The sequence below is a fragment of the Microbacterium sp. A84 genome (assembly GCF_051842815.1).
Taxonomy (GTDB): domain Bacteria; phylum Actinomycetota; class Actinomycetes; order Actinomycetales; family Microbacteriaceae; genus Microbacterium.
The window spans coordinates 2071749-2091161 of record NZ_JBPXMS010000001.1 but is presented as its reverse complement, the minus strand read 5'-3'; the positions used below and the strand labels follow the sequence as shown (position 1 = coordinate 2091161).

The 19413-nt window shown below is 65.4% G+C and carries 25 protein-coding genes; 16 read left to right on the top strand and 9 right to left on the bottom strand.

The annotated features are described in order from the left end of the window. Positions 1–39: 39 nt before the first annotated feature. Both ACSU04_RS10045 and ACSU04_RS10040 read right to left on the bottom strand, forming a co-directional pair. Positions 40–228, bottom strand: coding sequence for a hypothetical protein (locus ACSU04_RS10045; protein ID WP_439289314.1), 189 nt, complete (start codon positions 226–228; stop codon positions 40–42). A 7-nt stretch (positions 229–235) separates the two neighbouring features. After that, positions 236–1138, bottom strand: a complete 903-nt coding sequence (locus ACSU04_RS10040; RefSeq protein ID WP_439289313.1) for a VOC family protein — start codon at positions 1136–1138, stop codon at positions 236–238. A 111-nt stretch (positions 1139–1249) separates the two neighbouring features. Here ACSU04_RS10040 and ACSU04_RS10035 point away from each other — a divergent pair, with 111 nt between their 5' ends. Continuing rightward, positions 1250–2311: a mechanosensitive ion channel family protein gene (locus ACSU04_RS10035; RefSeq protein WP_439289312.1), complete on the top strand. Its 1062-nt coding sequence runs from the start codon at positions 1250–1252 to the stop codon at positions 2309–2311. On the opposite strand, the gene ACSU04_RS10030 is transcribed toward ACSU04_RS10035, so the two are convergent. Together ACSU04_RS10030 and ACSU04_RS10025 are read right to left on the bottom strand one after the other, a co-directional pair. Further along, positions 2280–2624, bottom strand: a complete 345-nt coding sequence (locus ACSU04_RS10030) for a protealysin inhibitor emfourin (protein ID WP_439289311.1) — start codon at positions 2622–2624, stop codon at positions 2280–2282. The genes ACSU04_RS10035 and ACSU04_RS10030 overlap by 32 nt on opposite strands. Further along, positions 2599–3651, bottom strand: a complete 1053-nt coding sequence (locus ACSU04_RS10025; RefSeq protein ID WP_439289310.1) for a M4 family metallopeptidase — start codon at positions 3649–3651, stop codon at positions 2599–2601. The genes ACSU04_RS10030 and ACSU04_RS10025 overlap by 26 nt, the downstream gene beginning before the upstream one ends. A gap of 155 nt (positions 3652–3806) precedes the next feature. On the opposite strand from ACSU04_RS10025, the gene ACSU04_RS10020 reads away from it, so the two are divergent. The 10 genes from ACSU04_RS10020 (at position 3807) to ACSU04_RS09975 (ending at position 9436) form a co-directional block, all read left to right on the top strand. Then, positions 3807–4253: an Asp23/Gls24 family envelope stress response protein gene (locus tag ACSU04_RS10020; RefSeq protein WP_439280046.1), complete on the top strand. Its 447-nt coding sequence runs from the start codon at positions 3807–3809 to the stop codon at positions 4251–4253. Further along, positions 4250–4441 (top strand): hypothetical protein, encoded by a 192-nt coding sequence (locus ACSU04_RS10015; protein ID WP_439280047.1) that lies wholly within the window; start codon positions 4250–4252, stop codon positions 4439–4441. Before ACSU04_RS10020 ends, ACSU04_RS10015 begins: the two co-directional genes overlap by 4 nt. Further along, the gene (locus ACSU04_RS10010; protein ID WP_439289309.1) at positions 4438–4782 is read left to right on the top strand and encodes a hypothetical protein; all 345 of its coding nucleotides are present in this window, start codon (positions 4438–4440) and stop codon (positions 4780–4782) included. The genes ACSU04_RS10015 and ACSU04_RS10010 overlap by 4 nt, the downstream gene beginning before the upstream one ends. Then, positions 4779–5345, top strand: a complete 567-nt coding sequence (locus ACSU04_RS10005; protein WP_439289308.1) for a hypothetical protein — start codon at positions 4779–4781, stop codon at positions 5343–5345. Before ACSU04_RS10010 ends, ACSU04_RS10005 begins: the two co-directional genes overlap by 4 nt. After that, the gene (locus ACSU04_RS10000) at positions 5342–5956 is read left to right on the top strand and encodes a hypothetical protein (RefSeq protein WP_439289307.1); all 615 of its coding nucleotides are present in this window, start codon (positions 5342–5344) and stop codon (positions 5954–5956) included. Before ACSU04_RS10005 ends, ACSU04_RS10000 begins: the two co-directional genes overlap by 4 nt. 64 nt (positions 5957–6020) lie before the next feature. Then, on the top strand, positions 6021–6287 hold the full coding sequence (locus ACSU04_RS09995; RefSeq protein WP_439280051.1) for a GlsB/YeaQ/YmgE family stress response membrane protein: 267 nt from the start codon (positions 6021–6023) through the stop codon (positions 6285–6287). A 79-nt stretch (positions 6288–6366) separates the two neighbouring features. Continuing rightward, positions 6367–6936 (top strand): RNA polymerase sigma factor, encoded by a 570-nt coding sequence (locus tag ACSU04_RS09990; protein ID WP_439280052.1) that lies wholly within the window; start codon positions 6367–6369, stop codon positions 6934–6936. Continuing rightward, the gene (locus tag ACSU04_RS09985; protein WP_439280053.1) at positions 6933–7535 is read left to right on the top strand and encodes a hypothetical protein; all 603 of its coding nucleotides are present in this window, start codon (positions 6933–6935) and stop codon (positions 7533–7535) included. The genes ACSU04_RS09990 and ACSU04_RS09985 overlap by 4 nt, the downstream gene beginning before the upstream one ends. Next, positions 7532–7867 (top strand): hypothetical protein, encoded by a 336-nt coding sequence (locus ACSU04_RS09980; protein ID WP_439289306.1) that lies wholly within the window; start codon positions 7532–7534, stop codon positions 7865–7867. Before ACSU04_RS09985 ends, ACSU04_RS09980 begins: the two co-directional genes overlap by 4 nt. A 51-nt stretch (positions 7868–7918) precedes the next feature. Further along, entirely contained in the window at positions 7919–9436 is a 1518-nt protein-coding gene (locus ACSU04_RS09975) for an SDR family NAD(P)-dependent oxidoreductase (protein ID WP_439280055.1), read from the top strand. Positions 9437–9590: 154 nt separating this feature from the next. Here ACSU04_RS09975 and ACSU04_RS09970 read toward each other — a convergent pair whose 3' ends face one another. Then, positions 9591–10757, bottom strand: coding sequence for an epoxide hydrolase family protein (locus ACSU04_RS09970; protein ID WP_439280056.1), 1167 nt, complete (start codon positions 10755–10757; stop codon positions 9591–9593). Positions 10758–10818: 61 nt separating this feature from the next. Here ACSU04_RS09970 and ACSU04_RS09965 point away from each other — a divergent pair, with 61 nt between their 5' ends. Continuing rightward, entirely contained in the window at positions 10819–11781 is a 963-nt protein-coding gene (locus tag ACSU04_RS09965) for a helix-turn-helix transcriptional regulator (protein WP_439280057.1), read from the top strand. On the opposite strand, the gene ACSU04_RS09960 is transcribed toward ACSU04_RS09965, so the two are convergent. Together ACSU04_RS09960 and ACSU04_RS09955 are read right to left on the bottom strand one after the other, a co-directional pair. Next, positions 11773–12849, bottom strand: a complete 1077-nt coding sequence (locus ACSU04_RS09960) for a sensor histidine kinase (protein WP_439289305.1) — start codon at positions 12847–12849, stop codon at positions 11773–11775. The genes ACSU04_RS09965 and ACSU04_RS09960 overlap by 9 nt on opposite strands. Before the next feature lie 10 nt (positions 12850–12859). Further along, the gene (locus ACSU04_RS09955) at positions 12860–13534 is read right to left on the bottom strand and encodes a response regulator transcription factor (RefSeq protein ID WP_439289304.1); all 675 of its coding nucleotides are present in this window, start codon (positions 13532–13534) and stop codon (positions 12860–12862) included. An 86-nt stretch (positions 13535–13620) separates the two neighbouring features. Between ACSU04_RS09955 and ACSU04_RS09950 the strand changes: the two genes are divergently transcribed. Continuing rightward, positions 13621–14247, top strand: coding sequence for a M15 family metallopeptidase (locus ACSU04_RS09950; protein WP_439289303.1), 627 nt, complete (start codon positions 13621–13623; stop codon positions 14245–14247). A 320-nt stretch (positions 14248–14567) separates the two neighbouring features. Here ACSU04_RS09950 and ACSU04_RS09945 read toward each other — a convergent pair whose 3' ends face one another. Together ACSU04_RS09945 and ACSU04_RS09940 are read right to left on the bottom strand one after the other, a co-directional pair. Beyond that, positions 14568–15278 (bottom strand): GntR family transcriptional regulator, encoded by a 711-nt coding sequence (locus ACSU04_RS09945; protein ID WP_439280061.1) that lies wholly within the window; start codon positions 15276–15278, stop codon positions 14568–14570. Positions 15279–15291: 13 nt separating this feature from the next. Beyond that, positions 15292–16215: a BadF/BadG/BcrA/BcrD ATPase family protein gene (locus ACSU04_RS09940; protein WP_439289302.1), complete on the bottom strand. Its 924-nt coding sequence runs from the start codon at positions 16213–16215 to the stop codon at positions 15292–15294. Between the two features lie 107 nt (positions 16216–16322). On the opposite strand from ACSU04_RS09940, the gene ACSU04_RS09935 reads away from it, so the two are divergent. The 3 genes from ACSU04_RS09935 to ACSU04_RS09925 are packed head-to-tail and all read left to right on the top strand — an operon-like array spanning position 16323 to position 19406. Then, positions 16323–17648, top strand: coding sequence for an ABC transporter substrate-binding protein (locus ACSU04_RS09935; RefSeq protein ID WP_439289301.1), 1326 nt, complete (start codon positions 16323–16325; stop codon positions 17646–17648). Positions 17649–17652: 4 nt separating this feature from the next. Then, positions 17653–18588 (top strand): carbohydrate ABC transporter permease, encoded by a 936-nt coding sequence (locus ACSU04_RS09930; RefSeq protein WP_439289300.1) that lies wholly within the window; start codon positions 17653–17655, stop codon positions 18586–18588. Next, the gene (locus tag ACSU04_RS09925) at positions 18585–19406 is read left to right on the top strand and encodes a carbohydrate ABC transporter permease (RefSeq protein WP_439280065.1); all 822 of its coding nucleotides are present in this window, start codon (positions 18585–18587) and stop codon (positions 19404–19406) included. The genes ACSU04_RS09930 and ACSU04_RS09925 overlap by 4 nt, the downstream gene beginning before the upstream one ends. The last annotated feature ends 7 nt before the right edge of the window (positions 19407–19413 follow it).

Sequence of the window (19413 nt, the reverse complement as noted above, 5' to 3'; positions counted from 1 at the left end):
ACCGTAATGGGGATGACCGGTCGTCTACGCCCGCCGGAATCACTCGTCGGCGGGCTCCGGCGGCACGACCGGGAACGAGATCGAAGTGACGCCCGTTCCCAATCCGAGGCCGAGTGGGGAGACGTCTGACTCGGGCAGGGAGTCGACGGATCCCTCGCGCTCCAACGGTTCGCCAGGCAGCGCGGCCCAAGAGCTTTTCTCCGCTGGTTTTTGTGTGAACAGTCCCATGGATTCCTCAGAAGTCGGCGATGATGAGTTTTTTCATCTTCATCATCTTCTCGTATGCACCTGGCCGTGACATGAGTTCGCCCATGTTCTCCGGCACTATCTGCCAGCTGAGGCCGAACTGGTCGGCGAGCCAACCGCAGACTTCGGCTTCGGGCACGGTGGTCAGCGCATCCCAATACCTGTCGATCTCGGCCTGATCGGCGCAGCGCACTTCAAGTGAGACACCGCACGTGAAGGTGAAGTCCTGCTCGACGGCCGAATCCATCATCGAGAACCACTGCCCCGCCAGGCGGAACTCACCGAACATCACACTGTCGGCATCCGCTGGGCCCGTCTTCTCCGGATAGTCGGCGATGAAGCCGACCGCGGCATCCGGGAACAGTGAAGAGTAGAACGTTGCCGCCTCACGTGCTCTGTTCTGCACGGGACCTGCGAACATCAGCTGAGGCACCAGGAACGGGCGCGGCTCGCCCTCGGGGCTCGTGAGCAGTAGCTGCCAGTTGACACCGTAACGGTCCTGCACCCAGCCATAGCGGGGGCTGAACGGATACTCGCCAAGCTCCATGAGTACCGAGCCGCCGTCGGACAGCTTCGCCCAGGTCTGATCGAGTTGCGCCTGGGCTGCATCCCGGTCGTCATCGAACCGAAGCGGATCGAAGTTCAGCATGAACGACACCGAGCCGTTCGGCCGATACTCGTCACCGGCGTTGACCAGCGTCAGCAGATAGCCGTCAATCACGAGATCGACCGTCAGGGTCTTGCCCGCGAAATCTGCCTGCCAGTCGGGCACGTCGTCGGGGTATCGCGCGCCGACGGTGGCCGTGGCGCCGGGGAAAATGTCCATGTAGAACGCACCAGCTTCATCGGCGTTCCGGTCGAACCAGACGTTCGGAATGATCTTCTGTGACATGACAGCTCCCTGCTGCGGATGGTCCCTCTCGTGCGATTAAGCGTGCGCCGTCTGCGTCGCGTATGCAAGGGGGTTGCGGCGCATCTGGGCACACCTGCCTAGGGTGGGGAGATGGCTCCCCTCACTACATTCGACATCGACTGGGCTTCGTGGCTGGGAACGCTCGTCGCCCTGCTCGTGGGAATCGCCGCCGCCGCAGCTCTCGTGATCACCGTGCGCTTCATCGCCAACCGTGTGCGCGGACGCTCCGCCTGGATCGGCGATCTGGAACGTCGCATCCGCGTGCCAGGCATGACGCTCGCGTTCCTCATCGCCGGATGGATCGCGTGTGCGGTGACCGCTCCGTCGACGCTCTCCTGGTGGCCAGTGCTGGAGCGCATTCTGCTGATCTGCGTGGTACTGGTCGGGGCCTGGCTGCTGTCGACCCTCGTCACGTTCGGCGTGGAACGACTCATGCAGTACGACAGCGCGCGGGATGATTCCGGCCCAGAGGCGCGGCGTCGTCAGACTCAGCTCACCGTGCTGAACAGGCTTGTCATTGTGCTGATCTCGATCATCGCGATCGGTGTCGTGCTGTTCTCATTCCCCGAGGTTAGGGCCATCGGTACCAGCATCCTGGCATCCGCGGGTGTCGTCAGTATCGTGGCCGGCCTGGCGGCGCAGTCGACCTTGGGCAACCTCATCGCCGGCGTGCAGATCGCGTTCACCGATGCGATCAGAGTCGGCGATGTCGTCGTTGTCGAAGGCGAATGGGGAACGATCGGCGAGATCAACCTCTCGTATGTCGTCGTCTACATCTGGGACGAGCGTCGACTCATCCTGCCGTGCACGTACTTCACGTCGAATCCCGTGGAGAGTTGGACGCGGAAGTCAGAAAAGATTCTCGGTACCGTCCTCATGGACCTCGACTGGCGAGTGCCAGTGGATGCTGTGCGCGAGAAGTTCATGGAGATCATCGAGGCGTCAGATGCCTGGGATCGGCGTTCCGCGAATGTGCTGGTCACGGGATCCGAGGGCGGGTACGTGACGGTGAGGTTCAAGATCTCGGCCGCGAACTCGGACGATCAGTGGGATCTACGCTGCCTCGTGCGCGAAAAGATCATCACCTGGTTGCAGCAGGAGCATCCAGAGGCTCTGCCCGTCACGCGCGTGACGCTGGAGAGTCCGGAGTAGCCGAAGCCTCACGGACCGCATCGACCAGCCTGCGCCACGGACCGTCGAGCGCGGACTCCGGGAGCTCGCGTTCATGCCGCGCATCGGGGGTATGGGCGCGGATGCTCCAGATATAACGGTCGGCACCGCGCTGCGTCGGACACGGCTCTTCCCACGGGCAGCGATCGATCAGCTCGACCCAGCGCGGCACCTCTTCGCGAGGCGGCTCGACCTGCCAGTGACGCCGGATGCCGGCGATGCCACCGGTGCGGATGACGGCGATGAGGATGCGGGGGCCGTCATCCGGCTCACTCTGCGGGGCTGCGTCGCTCATCTTCCAACACTCCCACGCTCTTCCAGGCAGCGCGCACTGCTGCGGCGACTTCATCATCGACAGCGGCGGCGAGCGTGGCATCCGCGAACTGGCGGAACGTCGCCGTGCTCGGCAGGCTCCCGGTCAGCGTCCGATACCAGGTGAGGCCCGCACGCTCCCAGGCGTTGCCGCCGAGAATCGTCGCCGTGAGCGCGAAGGCACGGTTCGGGATGCCGGAGTTGATGTGTACCCCGCCGTTGTCCTCCGTCGTCTGCACGAAGTCGCGCATGTGTGCGGGTTGGGGGTCCTTGCCGAGCTCGTCGTCGTCGTACGCCGTGCCCGGTTCGAGCATGGAGCGAAGTGCCTTGCCCTGCACCTCGTCGGTGAAGATGCCTGCGCCGATCAGCCAGGTCGCCTGGTCAGCGGTTTGACCCTCGGTGAACTGCTCGGTGAGCGCACCGAACACATCGGCGATCGATTCGTTCAGTGCGCCAGGCTGACCCTGATACTCCAGGTTCGCCGTGTGCTGAATGACGCCGTGCGCGAGCTCGTGGCCGATGACCGAGATCGACCCCGTGAAGCCACGGAACACTTCGCCGTCGCCATCTCCGAAGACCATGCGCTGGCCATCCCAGAAGGCGTTGTCGTAGTCGGTTCCGTAGTGCACTGTCGCATCGAGTGGTGCTCCCGAACCATCGAGGGAGTTGCGACCGAACGCAGCGAGCAGCAGCTCGAACGTCGCGCCGAGACCGTCGAACGCCTCGTTCACCGAGGCGTCGTCGACGGGCGGCTCTTCCTCGCGACGCACCACGAGGCCGGGCAGCTTCTCGGTGTTCTGCGCGTCGCTGATCGTGCGGTTCGGAGCATCCGTCAGCTCGACGACGAGGTCACCGTGCTCATCGATCGAAAGGTTGATGCGGGCGCTGAACGGCGGGCGGCCGGCGAGCAGGGTCTGGCGCGCAGCATCCGCCGCCTTCGGGAATCGACCGGATTCCGCGAGGCGCGAGAGCAGGTATGCCGGGATGATGCCGCGTGCGCTGTGGTCCATACGGCGACGATACGCCGGGTGACGGACGTCTGGGGAAAGTGCGGACGCGGAAACTATTTTGTGACGTTCTGTGCCGCACGTGCGTCCTATCTATGACGCGGCTTCCGCGCACAGGCATCCACATCCGGATGCTGACACCGAACAAAGGACCGGAAATGGCGAACGTGACTGGTGGCACCCAGCCCAAGGCTCAGACTGTCGTGACGAACAACGTCGGCGCAGCATCGGGAAAGACGACCATCGATGACAGCGTGGTTGCGAAGATCGCGGGCATCGCTGCTCGTGATGCGGCCGGCGTGTACGCACTCGGCGGAGGTGCCGCCCGCATGGTCGGAGCGATCCGCGATGCGCTCAACACTACTGATCTCACTCAGGGCATCAGCGTGGAGGTTGGCGAGACACAGGTCGCCGTCGATGTGACCGTCGTCGCCGAGTACCCCGTTTCCTTGCAGAAGGTTGCAGATGACGTCCGCGCATCGATCTACCGCGCGATGGAAGATCTCGTCGGCATGGAGGTCACCGAGGTCAACGTGACGATCAACGACGTGCACATCCCCTCGGAAGATGAGGACGCTGCACCGCAGGAGACACGAGTCCAGTGAATGCCACTGTGAGCGGCGCCTTCGCGGCAGGTGCGCTTGCCATCATCTGGATCGTCCTTGGTTTCTGGGCGTTCGTGCTGGTGACCCTCGCTGCGCTCGTCGGCGCGGCCGTCGGTCGCATCCTGGAGGGACGCATCGACGTGCGCGCCCTCGCCGACGTCTTTCGCGGGCGGCGTTCATCGTCATGAGTGCCACGGACCGTTCCGATATCGCGGGCGAAGTCCTGCGGGGACGGACCACGCTCAGCGCTCGCGCTCTCCAGAATCTGGCCGTCGGGGTGGCGAAGGATGCCGCCAGCGTCGGACCGGGTGAGGTCGCGGTGACGCTGTCCGATGATGGTGGATCCCTCCGGGTATCCGTCGTCGTGCCGGCACTGATCACGACGCCGGCCATGTCGATCCCCGATCAGAGCGCCCGCGTGCGCGCAAGGATCATCGTGGGGATGCAGGAAGGCGCCGGCCGTCGGGTACGAGCAGTCGATGTCCGCTTCGCAGGAGTGCGACGCACAGCAGAAAGGAGAGTCGCATGATGGATCGCACCGCCGTTTATCGGCGACTCGTCCGCCGTGAGACGCACTCGTCACGCTCCGTGGCTGCCGTGTTCGTCGCCGCGGTCATCGCCGTGGCATTGTTCGTACTGCTCGGGCTCAGCGCCTGGGCTGCATTCGATGCCGGCTTCCGGGACGCTGCGACGACATGGATCACGGATACCGTGGCCGGCCTCGACGCCGAATCGACGTTGACTGTCGTCGGCATTGTGGCACTGATTCTCGCCGTCATGCTGTTCCTCATCGCGCTCACTCCCGGCCGTCGGGCTCGCCATGCGCGGGTGACGGATCGGATCGCTCTGGTCGTCGACGACGGCGTACTCGCGGATGCCGCAGCGGATGCCGTGACGCGGCAGTGCGCGCTCGCGCGGAGCCAGGTGTCCACGACGATGACGCGTCGCGCGCTGACTGTTCGGGTCACGCCGACCAGCGGCCTCGGAGTCAACGGCGATCGTGTTAAGGCGGCGGCGCTCGCCGCGGTCTCCGGTGCGGGCTTCGACAAGGAAGCGAACGTCGACATCGCGCAGCGGGGAGTGATCGCATGACTTCCACGAACCGCACCCTCAATCGTGTTGTGCTCGTGTTGTGCGCGCTGCTGCTCACCGTGGCTGGCGCTGCGGCCCTTCTCTGGGCGTTCCGCCCGGGCTGGGCCGAAGAGTTTCTGACAGAGGCCGAACGGCTCATCGCCGATGTTCTCGTCGGTGCCGCGGCATCCACGGTCACGATCTCAGGAGTCGGCGACGTTCCCATTGCCCTCATTGCGGCGCTCCTCGCCGCCCTCATACTGGCTGTCGCGCTCACCATCTTCGTGTTCGCTCGAGGACGTGGGGACGTCCGAGAGGTCTCGCGGATGGCAGCCTCCGACGGTCGAACGGACGTCGACCGCAACGTGGTCGACGTCGTTCTCACCGGCGCGCTGACCGCGCGCCCTGATGTGCTGTCCTCTCGCACCGGGGTCTACCTGGTCAGGGGCACACGAACCGTCCGGCTCGCCGTGACCGTCCGCCAGGGTGCGTCCCTCGGCGACGTGCTCGCCGCAGCCGAACGGGCGATCAAGGATTGGGATTCTCTGCTGGGGGGCGAGATCCCGATTCTGATCCACCTCACCGACCGCGGATGGCTGGACCGTTATCGCTCCGCCATCCGCGTTCGGTGAGTCAACCCTGGACGACATCCTCTTCTGAACACAGACTGAACACACAGCACGAAAGGCAACACTCATGAGTTTTCTCGGATTCCTTCTTCTCGGCCTGATCGCCGGAGCGATCGCCAAGCTCCTCCTCCCCGGTAAGCAGGCAGGCGGCTGGTTCATCACCCTGATCCTCGGCGTCGTCGGCGCGATCCTCGGCGGCTGGATCGGAAGCGCGATCTTCGGCGTCGGCGTCGATGCCTTCTTCTCGTTGAGCAGCTGGTTGCTGGCGATCGGTGGATCAGTGATCGTGCTGCTCATTTACGGTGCAATCGCCGGACGGCGCACGACCAAGTGACACGACCATCTCTTGTCCGCCCCGGCCCCCGCATTCTGCGGACGGCCGGGGCGGTTGTGCGTGGAGGGAAGCGCCGCGAATGACAGACGAAGAACAGCGGAGTGCTCGGCTCGCGGCCGCGGATGATCGTATCGTCGCCGGCCGCGCGATCGACGGTGATATTGCGGCCTTCGAGGTGCTGGTGCGTCGATATTCGCCCATGATGCGGGCATACGCCCGACGGGTGATGAGTTCCAACGCAGACGTCGATGACGTCGTGCAGGAAGCATTCGTCATCGCCTGGCAGCGGCTCTCAGAGCTTGAGGATCCGGCGGCGGTGAAGAGCTGGCTCATGCGGATCGTAGGTCGCAAGGCAATGGACCGCGTGCGATCAAGGCGTCCGCAGATCGACATCGATGAGATCGATCACCCGGCAGCCGTCGATGCGACGCCTGATCGCACGGCGGAGCATCGTGCAGGTGTGGAAGCGCTGAGTAAGGCACTGGGGGAGCTGCCCGATGGGCAGCGGCAGAGCTGGGTTCTGCGCGAAATCGGTGGGCTCACCTATGAGGAGCTGTCTGCTGAGCTGGGGATGCCCGTGACCACCGTGCGCGGGCTGCTCGCTCGCGCTCGAAAGCACATTATTGTGCGGATGGAGGAATGGCGATGACCGAAGAAGGCAGACTGCCGCTCGGGCTCGACCCCGGAGACCTGGGTGGACACACCATCGAGGAACTCACCGACTACCTTGATGCCGGCCGTACCCCGGCCGATCCGTCGATCGACGACTCTTCCGGCTGCGCCCTCGCACTTGAGGCATTGGCGCGACTGCGCGCACTCACGCCGGAACTGATGGCGCGGGATGCGGCGGCCGAGCCAGAGCCAGAGCCCGGCTGGATTCAGTCGATCCTCAGCGGAATCATGCTGGACGCTCGCTCCGGTCGGCGTATCCCGCTCGCGGATGCTGACGAAGCATCCGACCTCGCCATCACCGAGGGTGCGGTGCGCGGACTCATCCGCGCGGCCGAGAACGTCTTCCCCGGCATCCTCATCGGCCGCTGCCGACTCAACGGCGACGTGACCGAGCGGGATGCTCCGATCGGTGTCGAAGTCGACGTGAGCGTGCCGTTCGGCGAGCCGATCGTGCAACTGGCAGACCGGCTGCGATCCGAGATATTTGCCCGCCTGCGCGCACACACACGTTTGGCCGTCACAGGGATCGACATCACGGTGCACGACATCTCGACCTGGACGGAGGGAGACCGATGACCGAGCTCGTTCCGGATATCGAAGTTCTTGTTCTGGCGACGCCAGGCGTCCTTGCGCTCTATCGCACCGGCTCCGTGGTGACGAATCTGATCAGCGCGGCAGTCGAGCAGTGGGGAACGTCTGAGGATGCCGCGTCGCGGGTGGTCGTGACGCGCCGTGGAGATGTCGCGGAGGTGGATATAGCGATCGGGATCGAGTCGGCAGCAGGTGCTGTCGAGACCGCGCAGGCAGTGCATGAGCGGGTGCAAGCGCTGCTTCTGTCTCGAGGTGAGCAGGGGGCATTCGTGCGGATCACGGTTGCGCACGTCGCCGACGGGAGGCCGCTGGCGTAGCGACGGCCCGTCGGGAGCACTCTCCCAGCGCTCTGGCGTAAAATCAGCCCAATGACCGATGTGCCTGCAGCCGACACCTCTGACTTCGGCGACGGGCTTGACCCCGCTGATCTCGAGACCACGTTGCGCGTGCTCGCCTCGATGGATCAGATCGACGAAGAGCATCCCGACTATGTCGCCGTCCGCCGCGCGACTGCCGCGATGTTCAAAGCCGTCAAGCGCGTGCGCCGCAAGGAGATCCGCGACGCGATCGCCGAGGCAGACAAGGCCGTGGTCGCGAACACCGCGACCGGCGCGCCAGACCGCATCGATGACGAGACGCGCGGGAACGATCTGCAGACGTCGACGGATGCTCCGATCGCAGGCGAGCTGCTCAAACCGCGCAACTGCTACATCTGCAAGCAGCCGTACACGCTCGTCGACGCGTTCTATCACCAGTTGTGCCCCGAGTGCGCGCGCTTCAGCCACGGCAAGCGCAACGCGCGCACCGACCTCACCGGCAAGCGTGCGCTGCTCACCGGGGGACGCGCGAAGATCGGCATGCACATCGCGCTGCGGCTGCTCCGTGACGGCGCGCACCTCACGATCACGACGCGCTTCCCGCGCGATGCCGTTCGCCGGTTCTCTTCGCTGCCCGACTCAGCGGACTGGTTGCACCGATTCCGCGTCGTCGGCATCGATCTGCGCGATCCCGCTCAGGTGATCGCGCTCGCAGATTCTGTGGCGGCGCAGGGGCCGCTCGACATCCTCATCAACAATGCCGCGCAGACTGTGCGGCGCTCGCCGGGTGCATACTCGTTGCTGGCGGATGCCGAGATGCAGCCGCTTCCGGATGGTCCGCTGCCCGAGATGGAGACATTCGGGCACACCGCGGATCCGCACCCGCAGGCGCTGCAGGCATCTGTTGCGGCGAACCCGCTGCTGTCGGTGGCAGCCCTCGGCGGCACGGTTGCCGAGCAGGGCGGGCAGGCGCTGACCGCCGAGGATCTCGCTCGCCTCGCGATGGCGCCCGGCTCGTCGTCGCTGGCGAAGCACGCCGACGGCTCGGCGATCGACGCCGGTGGTCTCGTGCCCGACATCGCGCACGTCAACAGCTGGGTGCAGAACGTCGAGCATGTCGATCCGCTCGAGATGCTCGAGGTTCAGCTCGCGAACACCACCGCGCCGTTCCTGCTGATCAGCCGGCTGCGCGCGTCGATGGCTTCTTCTTCTGCGGACCGGAAGTACGTGGTGAACGTCTCAGCGATGGAGGGGCAGTTCTCCCGCCGCTACAAGGGCCCGGGGCATCCGCACACGAACATGGCCAAGGCAGCGCTCAACATGCTCACGCGCACCAGCGCCGGCGAGATGCTCGAGACCGATGGCATTCTGATGACCGCCGTCGATACGGGCTGGATTACCGACGAGCGCCCGCACGCCACGAAGGTGCGTCTCGCCGAGGAGGGTTTCCATGCGCCCCTCGACCTCGTCGACGGTGCGGCGCGGGTGTATGACCCGATCGTGCAGGGTGAGCTCGGCGTCGATGTGCACGGAGTGTTCCTGAAGGATTACAAGCCGAACCCCTGGTGAGTTCGCGGGCGTTGCGCCGGCCGGGTGTTGCGCCGGCTGGGTGTTGCGCCGACTGAGTGTTGCGCCGACCGGAGCCCGTTACACTTGACGGACTTTTCGGCCGGAAAACTCCGACGTCCGTAACAGGCTCCGACTGGCGTCACACCAGCGGTCCTCAGCGCAGCGACCCGAAGAACTCCCGTAGGTCGGTCAGCAGAATCTCGGGCTCCTCGAGGGCAGCGAAGTGCCCGCCCCGGCCGTCGACATCCGTCCAGCGAACGATGTTGTTCGCCTTCTCCTCCGCGAAGCGCAGCCCCACGTCGTGTGCGAACACGATCACGGCGGTGGGCACGCCCGAGCTCTCCGGCACTGCACCCCACCCGGCATCCTGGGCATAGCCGACGTACGCCGCGGTGCCGCCAGTCGCCGTGAACCAGTACAGCGAAGCGTTGTCGAACAGGAACTGCGCGCCCACGATATCGGCGACCGGAGCGTTGGCGGGATGCGTCCATTCCTGCAGCTTGTCGAGGATCCACGCGAACTGGGCGACGGGGCTGTCCGCGGTCATCGCACCGATCAGGGCGGGCCTGGTCGACTGAATCGCGATGTACCCGAACTCCTTCTTCATGAATTCGCCGACCCTGCGCAGGCGATCCTGCTCGAGGGGTGTGAGCGAAGCCGCAGTCTTGTCGTCGATCTGTCCGACGAAAGTGCCGAGTGATCCGTTCGCATGGATGCCGATCACCCGGTCGGGAGCGAGGCGGCCCATCTCCGGCGCGACACCGGCACCCATGTCACCGCCCTGCACGGCGAAGCGTTCGTAGCCGAGCCTAGTCATCAGCTCGAGCATGACGACGGCGATGTCGCTGCGCTTCCAGTCCTTGCCGACCAGCGGCATCGAGAACCCGAATCCCGGATGCGAGGGGACCACCACGTCGAAGGCATCGGATGCTTCGCCACCATGTGCGACGGGGTCGGTGAGAGGTCCGATCAGCGACTCGAATTCGAGGAAGGATCCCGGCCAGCCGTGCATCAGCAACAGTGGGGTCGCATCCGGGTGTGGGGAGCGCACGTGCACCGCGTGAATGTTCTGACCGTCGATGTTCGTGATGATCTGCGGCAGGGCGTTCAGTCGCTCTTCGGTCGCGCGCCAGTCGTGATCGGCCCAGTGCGCGATGAGCTCCTGCAGCTCGGACGAGGGGATGCCGGTGCTGCGGTCATCGACCGGGAGCGGCTGCTCGAACCGCGCGTTCTTCAGTCGTGAGCGGAGGTCGTCGATGGCGGCATCCGCGATCTCGATGCGGAAGGACTGGATGCGAGCGTCGGTCTGGTTCGTGTTCATGTCTTCACTCTCTCGCTCAAAACGGTCACAATACGTCCTGATAAGGAATGAGGATGGGAACATGACTCGGACCACCGGCCGCACCCTCGCTCTTCTCGCTCTGCTGCAGGTGCGCAGGGACTGGAGCGGCGCCGAACTGCGTGAGCGACTTGAGGTGAGCGATCGCACGCTGCGGCGTGACATCGACGATCTGCGCGAGCTCGGTTACGGCGTTGAAGCCACGCGCGGCCGGCACGGCGGGTACCGACTCGGCGCCGGCGCAGAAGTCCCGCCCCTCACTCTCGCCCCCGATGAAGCTGTGGCGATCGCCGTCGGACTGCGGATCGCAGCGGGCAGCGTGGTGACGGGAATCGAGGATGCGTCGGCGCGGGCTCTCGCGAAGCTGGAACAGTCGCTGTCGCCGGCGACCCGTCAGCAGATCAGCGAGGTAGAGCAGGCAATGGTGCCGCTGGCGGGCGGACGGCAGAACGTCGACCTGTCCGTGGTGACGGTCGTCGCGGCGGCGATTGCCGGACGGTTGCCGTTGCGCATCGACTACACGCGTCATGACGGCACCGAGGTGCAGCGGATCATCGAGCCGCATCGGATCGTGCATACCGCCGAGCGCTGGTATCTCGTCGCCTGGGTTCCCGAGCATGAGGCGTGGCGCACGCTGCGGGTGGATCGCATTCGTCGCCCCGTCGCGCTGCGCGAGGAGTTCCCGCGGCGCGACATCCCTGACGCGGCGCTGCAGGAATTCACGACGCGGAGCATCACGACGGCGCCGTATCCTTATCGCGCGAGACTGCGAATGCACGCGTCGGCTGAGGTCGTATCGCAGCACTTCGACGCAACGGTCGCTGAGGTCGTCGAGGAGGGTGACGGGGCCAGCATCCTCACCGCCGGATCCCAGTCGCCGGAGGAATTCGCGCTCTATGTGGGGATGAGCGGAATCGAGTTCGAGGTGCTCGAGGGGGAAGAAGTACGGCGGGCGCTGGGGGAGATCGGGGCGCGGCTGCTGCGGGGCCAGGCGGCGTCACTCTGAGGGTGTCGACGGCAGGCGCACCGTGACGACGAGTCCGCCGCCCCTTCGTGACTCCAACTCCAGCGTTCCGCCGTGGGCGCGGCTGATTCCCTCGGCGATCGCGAGGCCGAGGCCAGTGCCCACAGGGGCCGCGTCCGTGCTGCGAGACCTGGCGGCGCCGCGTTGGAATGGCTCGCGCAGTGTCGCGAGGAAGCCTGCGGGGATGACCTCACCGGTGTTTTCGATGATCACGACGGCTCCCGCGGGGCCCGACTCGGTGTGCACGTCGATCCAGCCGTCGGCCGTGAGGTTGTGCACAATCGCGTTGTGGACCAGATTCACGATGAGCTGCTCAAGGAGCGTCGGCGATCCGCTGGTGACGGCTGTCGTACCGCGGATGCTGAGCGTGACGCCGCGTTGGTCGGCGAGCGGATGCAGCGTCTCCACGGCTTCTTCCGCCAGGAGAGACAGGTCCACACTCCGGCGCTCGAAGGTACCGCCATCGGCGCGTGCCAGCAGAAGAAGCGCGTCTGTCAGCGCGATTGCCCGCGCATTGACATCCTGCAGGCGATCAATAAGGACTTCGACGTCGCGGTCGGGGTCGTCGCGTGCCACCTCGAGCATCGTCTGCGAGATCGCCAGCGGCGTGCGCAGTTCGTGTGAGGCGTTGGCGGCGAAGCGCCGCTGTTCCTCGACGTGCGCTTCGAGCCTGGCCAGCATCGTGTCGAAGACGTCGGCGAGATCGCGGAACTCGTCCTTCGGCCCGGCCATGTCGACGCGATGCGAGAGCGATCCCTCGGCAGCCAGACGCGCAGCGGCGTTGAGGCGGGTCAGTGGCGCCAGCATCCGTCCGGCCAGGAACCATCCGCCGATCAGGCCGAGCGCGAGAAGGAAGAGGAGTGCGGCGGCGGCGGGCGGGGTGAACGCGCGAAGCAGGTCGGTGCGATTGGGGATAAACGGTCCAGGCCCGGTGAATTGCCCATCCGGCACATGGCGCAGCAGGAAGACGCCGACGATAGCCATCAGCAGCACACCCGCGATCATGAGGAAGCCGGCGTAGCTCAACGTGAGCTTCAGCCGAGCGCTCATGCCCGGTCGCCTAGGCAACATCCACGTCCGCATCGATCCGATAGCCCACCCCTGGCACCGTGCGGATCAGCCACGGTTCGCCCAGCCGCTTGCGCAGTGATGACACGGTGATGCGAACGGCGTTCGTGAATGGATCCGCGTTCTCATCCCATGCGCGCTCCAGCAGCTCCTCCGCGCTGACCACCCCGCCGGCCGCGCTGATGAGCACCTCCAGTACGGCGAACTGCTTTCTCGTGAGAGCCACGTATTGGCCGTCGCGATACACCTCCCGGCGGAACGCATCGAGTCTGAGCCCCGCCATCTCCTGCACTGGGGGACGGGCATGGGCGCGGCGACGATCCAAGGCGCGTAGACGCAGTACGAGCTCTCGCAGTTCGAAAGGCTTGGTGAGGTAGTCATCCGCGCCGAGCTCGAAGCCGGAGGCCTTGTCATCGAGACGGTCAGCAGCGGTGAGCATGAGGATCGGGATGCCGCTCCCGGAAGCGACGATCTCGCGCGCGATCTCGTCGCCTGAAGGCCCAGGGACGTCGCGATCGAGCACGGCGATGTCGTAGGAGTTGATGCTCAGCAACTCAAGAGCAGTGTCGCCGTCGCCGGCAATATCGGAGACGATCGCCTCAAGGCGGAGTCCATCGCGGATCGCCTCGGCGAGGTAGGGCTCGTCCTCCACGATCAGCACACGCATGGCTGAATCCTACGCATCGGCGCATATCGGGAGCGTATGAAGAAACGCATACGGCCTCGTAACAGCCGGATGCGTTCACTGGAGACATGAACACCACCCCCATGTCTCCCGCAGCGCGTCGACGACGCCGAATCCTGCTCCCCCTCGTGTTTCTGGCCCTCGCGGTGATCGCCGCTTTCGCGGTGCAGCAGTCGTTGGCGGTAGCATCCGCCCCGTCCTCTGCCTCAATCAGCGGAGCAGGAGCATTGGGTGAGGTCACGGAAGCGGACGGGGCCATTCGCGATGGCGGGCAGCCCTCGGTCTTCGATGACGCATCTCCCGCAGTGGAGGGCCTGCGACCGGACCTGCTCGCCGCGCTGCGCAGCGCAGCGACGGATGCGAGAGCGGACGGTGTCGAGTTCTGGGTGAACAGCGGTTGGCGCTCGCAGGCGTTGCAGGCGCAACTGCTGCGCGAGGCCGTCGTAACCTACGGATCGGAGGAGGAGGCAGCCCGTTGGGTGGCGAAGCCGGAGACGTCCTCCCACGTCACCGGGGAGGCCGTCGATATCGGGCCACTTCGTGCGTTGGACTGGCTGGCGCAGCACGGCGCCAACTACGGTCTCTGCCAGACGTACAGCAACGAGTCGTGGCATTACGAGCTGCGTCCGGAGGCTATCGAAGCCGGATGCCCGCAGTCCTATGCAGACCCGACCGAGGACCCCCGGCTGCAGTAAGGGGCCTACAGCCGATCCATGCCGGTGACGGTGACGACGGCTTCGCCCGCCTCATCGGACGCCGCGAGGTCGATCGTCGCGGCGATGCCCTAGTCGTGATCGCCGGTCGGATGCGTTCGCCGACACCGCGCGCGAGCTGAAGGAGAACGCGGAGGAGTCAGCGCGGGTCTACGGACAGGAACTGGCCACCGCTCGCGGAGATATGGCCTGACCTCCGCCCATGCGCGGCGTGAGCCCCAGCATCCCGCCGTGGGCGAGGTGGCGTGGTTCCGCGATCCTGCCGGAAATGTCCTCGTCGCCATGCGAATCTGAGCAGGTGGTTACTGCTGTGGTGCCTCGCGATGGTGGTCGACGGTGAGCTCGTACAGGTCGCTGCGGTAGAGCGATCTGGTTGATTCTGCGATCGCGCCGTGTTCGTCCTTGGCAGTAGCCTTCACCGCCAGGCACGGCGTGCCGGTTTCGATGTCCAGCATTCCGGCGGTCTCGGCATCGGGCAGCACGGCGCTGATCCGCGAGGTCGCGCGCTCGATGCTCGTGCTGTAGTGGTCGCGCAGCACCGTGTAGAGCGAACCGCTGAGGTCGTGCCCGAGCAGCCCGGGGAACCGGTCGGCAGGCAGCGTCGACACGTCGACGCCGATGGGCGCATCATCTCCGAAACGCAGGCGGCGGATGCTGTAGACGTGGGTTCCTTCGGCAACCTGCAGGCTCGCTGCGGTCTCTTCGTCGGCCGGTTCCATCGACATGCCGAGCACTTGCGAGTGCGGCACCCGGCCATGAGAGCGCATCGCCTCGCTGAAGGACATCAGCGTCATGGTTCTGGTCATCGGACGCTGCGCGACGAACGTGCCCTTGCCGCGGATGCCCACGATGCGCTTGGCGTCGAGGAGGATCGTGAGCGCGCGCCGGGTCGTCATAGGAGAGACGCCGAACTCCTTCGACAGCTCTTCTTCGCTGGGCAACGCATCGCCAGCGCTCATCGTGTCGATGCGCGAGGAGAGTGTGTGCAGAATCTGCTGATACTTGGCAACCATGTTCGATCTGACCCTATCGGTGTGTGATGACGCGCAACAGCTTTGATTCTGCGGACGGATTCTCGATGCGCAGCAGGCGCTCAGCGCCGTCGAGAGGGCTTCCCTCAGCAGGGACGAATTCGAGGGGGAGGTCAAGAGCGCGCGACCTGAGCCCGGGCATGAGCAGATCGAGCGCGGCTGCCGCTCCGCCCGTGAATGTCGTGGTGATCGTCTCGCCATCGGTGGCTGCGGACCTGACTGCCGCGTGCAGGCGGTCAGCGATATGCGCTCCGGCCGCGGTGAAGATCGCCGCGGCGTCGGCGTCGCCCTCGCGGGCATGCAGTGCCAGTGGTGAGCAGAGCGCGGCAAGAGCGCGGGGTCCGGTGCTCAGAATGCGTTCGGACCACAGCGTGATCGGACCGAGTTCGCGGATGCAGAGCTCGAGGATGCTCTGGTGGTCGCTGACGCCTTCGTGGGTGTCGATGGCATCGCGCACCGCGCGCTGGCCGATCCACGCGCCGGAACCGCGGTCATCGAGCAGAAGTCCGTATCCTCCTATGTGCGTGAACGAGCCATCTGCCGTCATGCGCACGGTGACGAGCCCGGTGCCGATCGCCACAACGATGCCCGGGCGGCCTGCCAGGGCGCCCAGATGCGCGGTCAGCCCATCGTCTGCGATGCGCACCTCGTGAGCGCCGAGCGGACGGAGAGCCGCGGTATCGAAGCGCGATGCATCCCCCCAGACTCCGGTCGCGCCGACCGCGACGCGTTCGCAGCGGATGTCGAGCGCGCAAAGCTGTGCGACCAGCTCCCCGAGGGATTTGGAACTAATCATAGAGTTGACCACAGCATGATCGCTTGCGCGCAGCAGTCTGGCGCGGACGCCGGTCCCACCGATATCTATGCAGACATCGACGCTGTTCACGCCCCAGTGCTGAGTATTGACGATTCCGGTCATGGCTGTTAGCTTATCGCGTACACCTAGTGTTTAACCAGATCCCTAGGGTTGTTGTGATCTTGAGCAACGGGAACTCGTTGCAGGAAAATATTCGGACGGAGTAGTCGATGAAATTTCGCAGATTTGCGCAGCTGTCGGTGGCAGCGATCGCTGTTTTCGCCATCGCAGGTTGCGCCCCAGGCGGACAGGCGACGCAGAACAGCGCCGGTGCAGAGGATCGAGAGGTCTCCACGGAGATCGGTCCGGAGGAGGTCACTCTGCGGATGGCGACCACCGCACCTCGCGAGATGGTCGAGGCGTACATCGAAGGGTTCAATGAGCTGTACCCGCAGGTCACCATCGAACCCGAGTACGCGGAGTTTGCGGCGTACAACACCAGCGTCAACCTGACGATGACATCGAACACTCCGCCGGACATCGCCCAGTACGGCGTTGTGATGAAAGAGCTCGTACCAGGCGGTGAGCTGCTGTCGCTCGAGCAGTACCGCGAGGCCTATGGCTGGGATGACGTTCTCCCCGGTGCAGCCCTCGCGTTCTCCGAGTTCAGCGACGACGGCAAGCGCTTCGGCGAGGGAGACCTCTACGGTGTGCCGACGGCTCTTTCCGAGACCGGGATCTTCGTGAACAAGGCCGTTGCCGCAGAGCTGGGCATCGAGCTGCCGATCGCGACTCTCGGCGACCTCGAAGACGCGATGGACAAGGCGCTCGCCGCCGGTTACACGCCGATGGAGGCGGGCGGGCTCGACACCGGAACGCTGCACCTGTGGGCCAACCTGCTGGATGTCCTGATGCCGTCGGATGACTTCCGAGCCTGGGTCAACGGCCAGGAAGGCGGCTCGATCACGGGTCCCGGCGCTCTCGCCGCCACAGAGAAGCTCGCCGACTGGGCTGCTCGCGGATACCTCCCGGCCGACGCGAACGCGAACGGCCAGGCGCAGTCGACAGCGAACTTCGTCGAGGGCGACACGCTGTTCCTGTTCAACGGAACTTGGGCGGTCACGCAGGTCAACGACGTGCTCGGCGACGATGGCGGATTCTTCACCATGCCCGGTGAGACGGCGGATTCTCCCGCCACGATGTCAGGATCTTCGGTCGCGTTCATGGTCTCGAGCCGCACCGAGCACCCGGATGCCGCTGTGGCGTTCCTCGACTACATGGCATCCGCTGAGGGCGGAAAGGTCGCCGTCGATCAGGGCTACATGCCCCCGCACGTCGATACCAAGGTCGAAGCAGAAGGCGCCACCCGCGATCTGCTCGACGCGTTCGCCGCGGTGATGGCTGACGACGGCATGAAGCGCTTCCCGGACTCGGCAGCGCCCGGCATCATCGACCGGATGACACCCGGAATCCAGGCGCTCACGGCGGGCCGCGGCGACCCCGTCGCGTTCCTCGCGGAGCTGCAGGAGTTCCGCGACGAGTACCACTCGGAATGATCGAGTGACCTCTGCAGTTCAAACGCGCGCTCCGCGCGCCGGGGTGACGGCCACGTCGTCGCCCCGGCGCCGGCGCCCGCGTCGTCGCCTTCGAATCGCCGGGTACGGGTTCGTCCTGCCCGCGCTTGTGCTCTACCTCATCTTCGCGATCATCCCCGCCGTGCAGACCCTGCAGTACTCGCTGTACGACTGGAACGGCATCTCGCCGAGCACCTGGGTCGGGTTCGAGAACTACGTCGAGGTATTCGCCGATGAGCGGCTCCGTCGTACGCTGCTCAACGCTCTGATCCTCGTGGCGTTCTTCTCGATCCTGCCGATCGGCATCGGGCTTCTCGTCGCCGGCATCGTGGCCAAGATCAAATCGCGCTGGATGACTGCGGCCCGCGTGCTGCTGTTCCTGCCGCAGATCTTCCCCCTCGTCGTCGTCGGCATCGTGTGGCGATGGATGTACGCCGACAGCGGTCCGCTGAACGAGCTGCTGCGTGCGGTCGGTCTCGAGTCCATCACCCGCGCGTGGCTCGCCGACTTCGGCTTCGCCCTCGTCGCGGTCGGTCTCATCGGCACGTGGGTGATGACCGGTTTGTGCATGCTGCTCTTCTCCAGCGGAGTGCAGAAGATCGATCACTCGCTGTACGAGGCCGCTCGCCTGGACGGCGCCGGGCCAGTGCAGGAGTTCTTCGCCGTGACACTGCCGGGCCTGCGCGGTGAGATCCGCGTGGCGCTCACGATCACGATCGTTGCGGCGCTCGCGAGTTTCGACCTGGTCTTCACCACGACCAACGGCGGACCGGCCGACCGCACGCTGGTGCCGAGCCTGGTCATCTACCGACTCGCCTTCACCGAGCACGACATCGGTCTGGCCTCCGCCGTCGGCGCCTGCCTGAGCGCGATGATCCTTGCCGTCGTTCTCATCGTCAATCGAATCACGAGGGAAGAATGACTCGCCATCTCGGCCGCACTCTCGCCTATGCCATCGTCGCTGTGCTCGTCGTCGTCACGATGGTTCCGCTGGTCGCGCTCGTGTTCTCGGCGCTCTACCCTTCGGGCAGCGCTATTCAGGGGATCGGCTGGCCGGACGAGCCCACCCTGTCGAACTTCGCGGAAGCATGGACTTCGGCCGGGATGGACAAGCTGCTCTGGAACAGCGTCATCCTCGCCGTCATCATCGTTCCGCTCACGCTGATCATCGCGACGCTGGCGGGCTTCGGCCTGGCCTGCCTCAATCTGCGATGGAGCAAGGGCGTACTCGCCTTCTTCGTCGCTGGCCTCACGATCCCGATCGAGCTCGTGATCATCCCGCTGTACTACAACCTGCAGTCGGTGGGGCTGACGGACACCTTCACCGGTCTCGTGCTCGTGCAGGTCGCGCTGTACATGCCGTTCAGCGTCTTCTGGATGTACACGCACTTCGCGTCGCTGCCCAGAGAGCTCATGGAAGCAGCGCAGATCGACGGAGCCCGTTCGACCACGATCCTCCGTATCGTTCTGCTTCCGCTGTCGGGTCCGGCGATGACGACTCTCGCCGTGCTGGTGTTCATGTGGTGCTGGAAGCAGTTCCTGCTGATTCTGATCCTCATCCAGGATTCGTCCAAGCGCACAGCCCCTGCGGGCCTCGGCTTCTTCATCGGGGAGTTCACGATAAACATTCCCCTGCTGTCCGCGGCATCCATCATCGTGGTGCTGCCCATCCTCGTTCTCTACATCGCCCTCCAGCGCTACTTCGTTGAGGGCCTCACACAAGGAGCACTGAAAGGTTGACTGCCAA